The organism is Marinobacter sp. DY40_1A1 (genome assembly GCF_016597815.1).
In the GTDB taxonomy this organism is placed as follows: domain Bacteria; phylum Pseudomonadota; class Gammaproteobacteria; order Pseudomonadales; family Oleiphilaceae; genus Marinobacter; species Marinobacter xiaoshiensis.
Genome location: NZ_VCHA01000001.1, coordinates 1,268,146 through 1,276,166 on the forward strand (window position 1 = coordinate 1,268,146; position 8,021 = coordinate 1,276,166).

General features: G+C 53.3%; 7 protein-coding genes and 1 tRNA gene. 3 read left to right on the plus strand and 5 right to left on the minus strand.

What is annotated here, in order from left to right:
- Positions 1-5 precede the first annotated feature (5 nt).
- Genes cydC through FFI61_RS05840 form a run of 4 tightly spaced genes read right to left on the minus strand, consistent with a single transcriptional unit; the run spans position 6 to position 5,762 of the window.
- On the minus strand, positions 6-1,622 hold the full coding sequence (gene cydC / locus FFI61_RS05825; RefSeq protein WP_200369563.1) for a thiol reductant ABC exporter subunit CydC: 1,617 nt from the start codon (positions 1,620-1,622) through the stop codon (positions 6-8).
- A complete protein-coding gene (gene cydD / locus FFI61_RS05830) occupies positions 1,615-3,330 on the minus strand; it encodes a thiol reductant ABC exporter subunit CydD (RefSeq protein WP_200369564.1) in 1,716 nt (571 codons plus the stop codon). Before cydD ends, cydC begins: the two co-directional genes overlap by 8 nt.
- On the minus strand, positions 3,331-4,332 hold the full coding sequence (gene cydB, locus FFI61_RS05835) for a cytochrome d ubiquinol oxidase subunit II (RefSeq protein WP_200369565.1): 1,002 nt from the start codon (positions 4,330-4,332) through the stop codon (positions 3,331-3,333).
- A 2-nt stretch (positions 4,333-4,334) separates the two neighbouring features.
- Complete coding sequence (locus FFI61_RS05840) at positions 4,335-5,762, minus strand: cytochrome ubiquinol oxidase subunit I (protein WP_200369566.1); 1,428 nt, start codon at positions 5,760-5,762, stop codon at positions 4,335-4,337.
- Positions 5,763-5,946: 184 nt separating this feature from the next.
- Here FFI61_RS05840 and FFI61_RS05845 point away from each other — a divergent pair, with 184 nt between their 5' ends.
- The 3 genes from FFI61_RS05845 to FFI61_RS05855 all read left to right on the plus strand — a co-directional run bounded on the left by FFI61_RS05845 (position 5,947) and on the right by FFI61_RS05855 (position 7,732).
- Entirely contained in the window at positions 5,947-6,573 is a 627-nt protein-coding gene (locus FFI61_RS05845) for a class I SAM-dependent methyltransferase (RefSeq protein ID WP_200369567.1), read from the plus strand.
- 84 nt (positions 6,574-6,657) lie between these two features.
- Positions 6,658-6,744 (plus strand) — tRNA-Leu (locus tag FFI61_RS05850).
- Positions 6,745-7,414: 670 nt separating this feature from the next.
- Complete coding sequence (locus tag FFI61_RS05855) at positions 7,415-7,732, plus strand: hypothetical protein (RefSeq protein ID WP_200369568.1); 318 nt, start codon at positions 7,415-7,417, stop codon at positions 7,730-7,732.
- Between the two features lie 185 nt (positions 7,733-7,917).
- Here FFI61_RS05855 and FFI61_RS05860 read toward each other — a convergent pair.
- On the minus strand, positions 7,918-8,021 hold a 104-nt coding region (locus FFI61_RS05860), incomplete at its 5' end, for a transposase domain-containing protein (protein ID WP_200369569.1).

Below are 8,021 nucleotides of genomic sequence, written 5' to 3' on the forward strand. Positions count from 1 at the left end.
GGGGTTTAAACGCCTAGATGAATCACACGGTCGGTGCCCGGAAGGGCTTCCGACCCGTGTGCCAAGCTGATTACTGTTCGTCCTTCCAGCCAGACATCCATTTGCTTGGTGATCTTCTCTCGTGTGGGTGCATCAACCCCGGTAAATGGCTCGTCCAGTATCAGCAAGGGGGCAGGGCTTAACAGCACTCGGGCAAGCACAACGCGACGTGCCTCACCACCGGAAAGCCGGCTTCCTGAACTTCCCAACCATGTATCAAGTTGATCCCGCTCTGAGCCGAATCGCTCTGCAAGGTCCACCATCTCAAGAACTCTCCAAAGCTGTGCATCGCTTGTATCCGGAGCGCCCAGTAACAGGTTTGCCCGCAAGGTATCTTCAAACAACACCGTTTTTTGAGTGAGATAAGCACACGGAAGGCTTGAGCTGGCACCGCTTGAAGGAGTTAGAAGACCAGAGAACGTATCCGCAAGGGATGACTTGCCACTACCTGAATGGCCAAGAATACCCACTCGCTCGCCGGTTGCTACCTGCAAATCAAAGTGGGTAAAAAGCGGTGCATGTTCGGGATACTTTACGGTGAGGTCTTTGGCCAATAGAGCGGCGCCTGAAGGTAGTTCAATGGCCTCCCGCACATCCTCAAAGTCTTTACTCCTGCAATCCCGGTTCAAGCGCGCTGCAGAGGCCTGGGTAGCACCCAGCTTGCCAAAGGCTTCCGGCAGCATGCTGTAAACTTCTGCCAAGCCGAGCAGGGCGATGGGCAGCAGAACCAGAACTGGCCCGGAAATGGCGCCAGCGCGGAACAACTCGAAGCCTGCCCAGAGTGCGAATGCTGCAGAAAGATTAATCAGCAAGTTGGAGCCTGCCAGATGCCAGCCGGTGCGGGAGTCGGCTTTCACCTGCTCCGTTGCCGTTTGGTGCGCCTGGCGCATAAGCCAGGCACCGTGTTTGCCTACGCGGCCAGCTGCAGTAAGCTCCGCAAAACCTTCCAGGTGCTCTACAACCGCCATGCGAAGAGATTCCTGCTGATCACTCTGCCGGGCTGCAATCCTGGCTGTTCTTGCGTAAACACCGATCGTGGCCACTACAAAAGCGAAGCCGAGTATCAGGGCGACGCCAGCAGCGATCCTGACATCAAACAGTATCCAAGCCAGTCCAAAAAGCAGCAGCGCCACAAACGCAGCCAGAGCCGTTGGCGCAATCAGGCGCAGGTACAGGGTGTCGAGGGCATCCACATCGCTGGTAAGCCGCGATAACCACTGGGCACCAGTCAGTTCCCGCCTCTGGCCTCGTCCGGTGGCGGCAAGCTTGCGAAACAGGGCGACGCGAATGTCCGTGAGCAGTAGCAGCACGGTGTCGTGGTTATACAGCCGCTCCACATAACGGGAAACTGTACGGGATACTGCAAAAAAACGGATGCCACCGCCTGGCACATACAGATTGATGGTGGCGGGCAAACTGGCCGCCAGAAGAACGCCCACCAATGCAGTTTCAGTGATAAACCAGCCGGAAAGCGCAAGCAGACCAAGCCCCGAAAGCAGGGCGGCCAGCATCAGCAGGGCGCCTACGAAGAGCCTGCCCGGGCGCTGATATATCAGTGTTAGCCATGGCTTCAGTTCAGACATCTTTAACCTCCCCGCCAGAAACCAATAGCACGCGATTGGCGAGAGCCAGCAGCGCCTGATGATGGGTGGAAAAGATCAGTGTCTTGCCCGCCATAGCAAGCTTGTGAAGCGCCTCAAGAACAAACATCTCACTGTCGCTGTCGAGGCCAGCAGTTGGCTCATCCAGGAGAATTACATCGTAATCCGCCACAAAAATTCGTGCCAGGCTCAAACGACGGGCCTGACCACCAGACAAGCCTTGGCCGTCTTCCGACACCTGACTGAAAATGCCGTCTTCCCGGCTGTCCAGCAAGGAGCCAAGGCCAACGTTTCTCAATGCTGTCTCGATAGCCACATCAGAAGCATCCGGACTGGTCAGCCGAAGGTTCTCCGCCCAGGTACCGTGCACAAGAAATCCGCTCTGGCCTAGCCAGCCAAAGGCAAAGCTGCCTGCTGGCATGCCAAACAGGTGAATATCGCCGCTGTCTGGCACCAAAAATCCTGCAAGAAGATTCAGAAGCGTGGATTTACCACCCCCAGAAGGGCCTGTAAGGGCAATTACATCGCCTTTACCGATCACCAGCGATACATCCCTGAGAACGTTATGGTCAGCGCGAAAAGCCAGTGACACGGCGCTCAGCTTGATTGTCTCGTTGCCGGTAACGGGCTCGGGGACTGAGGGCATAGCTCTTAGGCTTTCTGTTTCATCGCTCGAGGAAGAAACAGCCGGTTCGTCTTCATTCAAACGGGCAAGAATCTCAGCACCAGCCCCAAGCGCAGCGGCCCGATCGTGGTAGTGCTGGGAGAGTATGCGCAATGGCTGAAAGAACTCCGGCGCCAACAACAGAATCAACAGCCCGGAGAACAGCGTTAAATCCGAAGACGGCCCATAGGTTATGTAACCCAGAAGACCAAAACCGATGTAGATAGCGATGACCGCGATGGCGACAGACGCGAAGAACTCGAGAACCGCTGAGGATAAAAACGCAACGCGCAGGGTTTTCAGAGTGATTTTGCGGTACTGATCCGAACGCTGTTGAATCACTTCTGCAGCGCTTTCGGTTTGCCCGAACAATTGCAGAGTGGTTATGCCTCGAACCTTATCCAGAAACTGACCAGATAAACGGCTCACAGTCTCAAAATGCTGTTGGTTAAGCTTCTCCGCGCCCATACCCACCAGTGCCATGAAGAATGGGATCAGTGGGGCCGACAGAAGCAGAAAAATCCCGGCAAGCCAGTCGAGATAGAACACCAACATCAGAATCAAAAGCGGAACGATCAGGGAAAGCGCCATTTGGGGAAGAAAGCGAGCGAAATAACCGTGCAAGGCATCAACGTGGTCAATCCACTCTCTTGCCAGACTACCTGCAGAGGTTTGCCCCAATTCAAGTGGACCCATGCTGCACCAGTGCTGATGGATCTGACGCCGTGCAGTGCGGCGTACTTGTTCGCTGCATCGTGCCGCAAGGTGAGTTTGCACGCCCTGGGCTACAGATCGGAAAACAATAGCCAGAACAAGGCCAAAAAAATAGGGCGCCAACTCGGAGGCTGGCGCATGCTCGATAACACCAAGGTGAACAATGCGCGCCAGAAACACCATCTGCACGATGGTGGCGACGCCGGCCAGGGTACCTGCGGCAACCGTACCCTGAATCCAGCGCCGGTTGCCACTTGTAAGCCCTGAAAGCCAGCGCCGTACTGCGCGCTGGTCAAGAGCCTGCTTTGTCACTTAGTGGTAACCCTCCCCAGCACGTACCTTGCCCCGGAAAACCCAATAGGTCCACGCCGTGTAGGTGAGTACAAATGGAATAACAATCAGCAAACCGATCAAAAGGAACAGCTGCGAATCGTAAGCCGAGGCTGCATCCCACAGGGTGTAGTCAGGCGGAACCAGATACGGCCACCGGCTGACAATCAAACCCAGATAGGCTGTTATGAACAATCCCATAGTGGCCACGAAAGGCATGCCTTCAAACCGGTTACGCACCGACCGGAATATCTGGAAAGCGCACAGCAAAGTCAGTGCTGGCAGAATCCAGATAAGGCTCAGGTTGCTGAACCAGCGGTCGCGAACCATATCGTCTATAAACGGTGTCCACACACTGATAATGCCAAACACCACCAGCACAGCGGCTAACAAGGGCAGGGTGATTTTGTACGCCCACTCCTGCAACCGGCCTTCGGTTTTCAGAATCAGCCATGTAGAGCCCAGCAGTGCATAACCAGCGAGCAGCCCAAGGCCAGTCAGTACAGTGAACGGGGTCAGCCAATCAAACGCACCGCCAGTGAACACGCCATTGGCGGTTTCGTAGCCCTGAATGTAAGTGCCTACAACCACGCCCTGGGCGAATGCGGCCACAGTCGAGCCACCGGCAAAGGCCCAGTTCCAAAGATAACGGGAGGTGCGCGCTTTGAATCGGAATTCAAAGGCAATGCCCCGGAAAATCAGGCCGGCCAGCATCAGGAACACGCCAATGTACAAGGCCGGCAGCAATATGCTGTAGACCAGCGGGAATGCGCCCAGCAACCCGGCACCGCCGAGCACCAGCCAGGTTTCGTTGCCATCCCATACCGGAGCAACCGAGTTCATCATCACGTCGCGATCCTGCTCTGTCGGGGCGAAGGGGAAGAGTATTCCCACGCCCAGATCGAAGCCGTCCATCAACACATACATGATTACGCCAAAACCGATGATAAATGCCCACACGAGTGCCAGATCAAGCAGTTCCATAATCAGTGTCCTCCCTGTTTGGTCGGCTGTTCTTTGGAGTCTTGGAGTTCAAATGACGTGTGTGCGGCAGACATAGGCCGTTTAGCCCGTTCAGACTGGGTGTCTGGCTCGTGCTTATCGTTCTCCATACCTTCGTAAAGCACCCGCATGAGGTAATAAACGCCTGCCGTGAACACCAGGGCATACACAACCACGTAGCCAATCAAAGTAAACAGCGCCATACCGCCGGTGAGGGATGGGGTGACTGACTCAGCCTGAGTCATCATTCCATAGACCAGCCATGGAGCCCGCCCAAACTCGGTTACAAACCAACCCGTGAGAACAGCAATAAACGGCGCAACGCTCATGAATCGCATACCCTGAAGGAACCAGGGTGCCTGCCAATAGCGGCCACCTGCACGCAGAACGAGACCGGTAAGAGCAAAAAGAATCATCAACATTCCCAACCCAACCATAATCCGGAAGGACCAGAATACGATGGCAACCGGTGGCTGCTCTGCTACAGGAACATCTTTAAGGCCAGGAATCTCGCCGTCCCATTCGTGGGTAAGAATCAGGCTGGCAAGGCTGGGTACACCAATTTCATAATGGTTGGTTTGGTTTTCCTGATCAGGAATCGCGAACAACAACAGCGGAACGTTGCGGGAGGTTTCCCAGTTGCCTTCCATTGCCGCCACTTTTGTTGGCTGGTGCTCAAGGGTATTCAACCCGTGGAAATCGCCAACCACCAACTGCGCAGGTGCAAGAATCAACAGCAACCAAAGGCACATGGACAATGCTTTTCGGTTTGCCTCCACCTCACGGCCTTTGAGCAGATACCACGCGCTGACACCGGCCACAACAAAGCCGCCGGTCAGGAACGAAGCGATAACCTTATGGGCGAAGCGGAACTGGAAAGACGGGTTAAATATCGCCTCGCTCCAGGAAGTAACGTAGAAGATGCCATCTCGCAGCTCGGTTCCGGCAGGTGTTTGCATCCAGCTGTTAGCTGACAGAATCCAGAACGACGATATGAAGGTGCCCGTGGCGACCATGATTGCGGCAAACAGGTGTGCACCAGGTGGCACGCGATCGCGCCCGAAGAGCAACACCCCAAGAAACGCCGCTTCAAGGAAGAAGGCGGTAATAACCTCATAGCTGAGCATGGGCCCAAGGAAGTTGGCAGACGCCTGGGAGAAATTACTCCAGTTGGTACCAAACTGGAACGACATAACAATCCCGGATACCACACCCATTCCGAAGACCACCGCAAACACCGTGGTCCAGAATGAAGACAGCTTCAGCCATACCGGGTTCCTGGTTTTGTACGCAAGCCCTTCAAGTACGGCAATGTAGGAAGCAAGACCGATGGTGAACACCGGAAAAATGGCGTGAAATGACACGACAAAAGCGAACTGGATTCGCGATAGGATGAGAGGATCTAGTTCCATAGGAACCCCCGGTAAAGGTTAACGTCACAATAAGCGAGCACAGCGCACCCACTCCACAGCTGCCACAGCCTGAATTGTAATATTGTTTTTACCGGCAGTTAGAGAGCATGCTACTGGATATCGCTGCTAAACCGATAGGGCAGATTGTCGCACCCGTTGACTAAAAACAAGTATGGTGGAAAGCATGAGCTTTTACGAAGAACGCATCCTGCCGCATATTATCGACAAGGCCTGCTCCATGGGGCAGGTTATGAAACTGCGTAGCCAGCTAGTACCCCGGGCCAAAGGCCGTGTGCTGGAAGTAGGCATGGGATCGGGTATTAACCTGGAATTCTACAACCCGGACACCGTGGAAATGGTTTACGGCCTGGAGCCTTCGGAAGGCATGCGCCGCAAAGCACAGCCAAATCTAAAGCGCGCGCCCATTCATGTGGAGTGGCTGGGCCTGCCGGGGGAGCAAATACCGCTACAAGATAACAGCGTGGATACCGTTTTGCTTACCTTCACCCTGTGCACCATTCCCGACTGGAACGCCGCGCTGCTGCAAATGAAGCGCGTGTTAAAGCCTGGAGGAGAACTCCTGTTCCTGGAGCACGGCGAGTCGCCCGATGACAGCACCCGCAAATGGCAAAACCGCATCAACCCAAGCTGGAAAAAATTGGCGGGTGGCTGCCACCTGAACCGCCATATCGCAGACCTGATCCGCCATGCCGGGTTTGAGCTTGAGGAACTGGAAAACCTCTACATTCCGAAATCACCGAAGATAGCCGGGTATATCTACAAAGGGATGGCCCGGAAGCCAGTAGCCTGAGGGAAAAACTAACTGAGGGTGTTTTGAATTGCGTTATCGCCCATGGCCTTATACAATTCCGGCCCTCAAAACTTCCCCCCGAATGCTCCGGTGGTGAAATTGGTAGACACAAGAGACTTAAAATCTCTCGACCTCACGGTCGTGCCGGTTCGATTCCGGCCCGGAGCACCATATTTTTCAATAGCTTACAGAATTCCTGTCATGTCCGATTTCCTGGCGTTTATCTTATGTAGACGCTATGTAGACAAAACTTACTTCTTTAAAAGCTATCTTTTTACTTAGGCGCAAGGCAGTTGAGTGTTCTCGTGAAGTTGACTCCTGTTTTTCATCTGCTATTGTTGGTGTGCCTTCAATCAGGGAAGTATCACAGAGAAGCGTTAGCTTAAATTAGAAGTGGAAACATTTCGTGGAGTTGAAAGACTCTGTCTGATCCGGTGAACGCGCGCGCGCGGCAAGCCGACTTCGCGTCGCCCGGATCGCTCGTCTGTGAGACGAGCAGGTTAGTTCGTGGGTAAAAACTTCCAAACACTCCCTGTCGTTTTAACTTAGTTACTCTGTGAGTCCGTCAATTTCGGCGGGCGTAACTAAGAGGTGCAATCATGCTGAAGCGAATGAAGGTTTTTGGAAGACGATGGGTTGGTAAGGTAGGGCGTCTATTACGGCATCCTGCCATGGTTAGGGTTACAGTTCTGGTTACGGCTAAGGTCGTTTTCTGGATTCTACAACTTCTGATCATTGCTCTGCTTACAACAGCAGGTATGGCATTGCCCGTTGGATGAGCTTATAGGCTCTTTCTACATCACCCGCGGGCACATAACCTCAAACGAATACGAGAGCAAATATGGTTAACACAAAATATCTGCGCTTAGCTCTTGAGATAGATCAAAGAGAAGTGCAAGTCCGAACCCAGCTAACTTTTGAAACGCTTTGCTTAATTGAAAGTGGGTGTTTGGGTGTTCCTCTGGCGCTTTCAGACTACTATGCTTCAAAGCTCAGCATAGACAAAAGGTTAATGCGTATACTCTTAGTGGGCAGTGAGCGTCGAGTTCCTTTCTTCGAAACTATTCGGACTTTTTTTCTGAAAATGTTTAACGGATATCTGAAACTCAGCCTATGGATGTCGGCTTTTGATGAGAACTCGAAAAAAATACCCAATTGATCAAAGCCCTTTATACAAACTCTCCAATCATAAACGTCTCGCTAAGATACTTGCTGTGCAGCCATCAACTCTAAAGAAGTTGGTAGCGCGCGGTGATGCGAATTATAAATTTGGCAGTGTCGGTGACGAAGACCCCAGAGACATAGAAATTCCGAAAGCGCAACTCCTTTGTAAGCGTCCGCCCATCACACCTTGCTAATGCTCACCGGCCTCCAGTTGTGCGGTAGCAGTTCATCAATGGCGTTGTTTTTCTGCGTCGGCAGTTTCGTCAGAACATCTTTCAAATAGG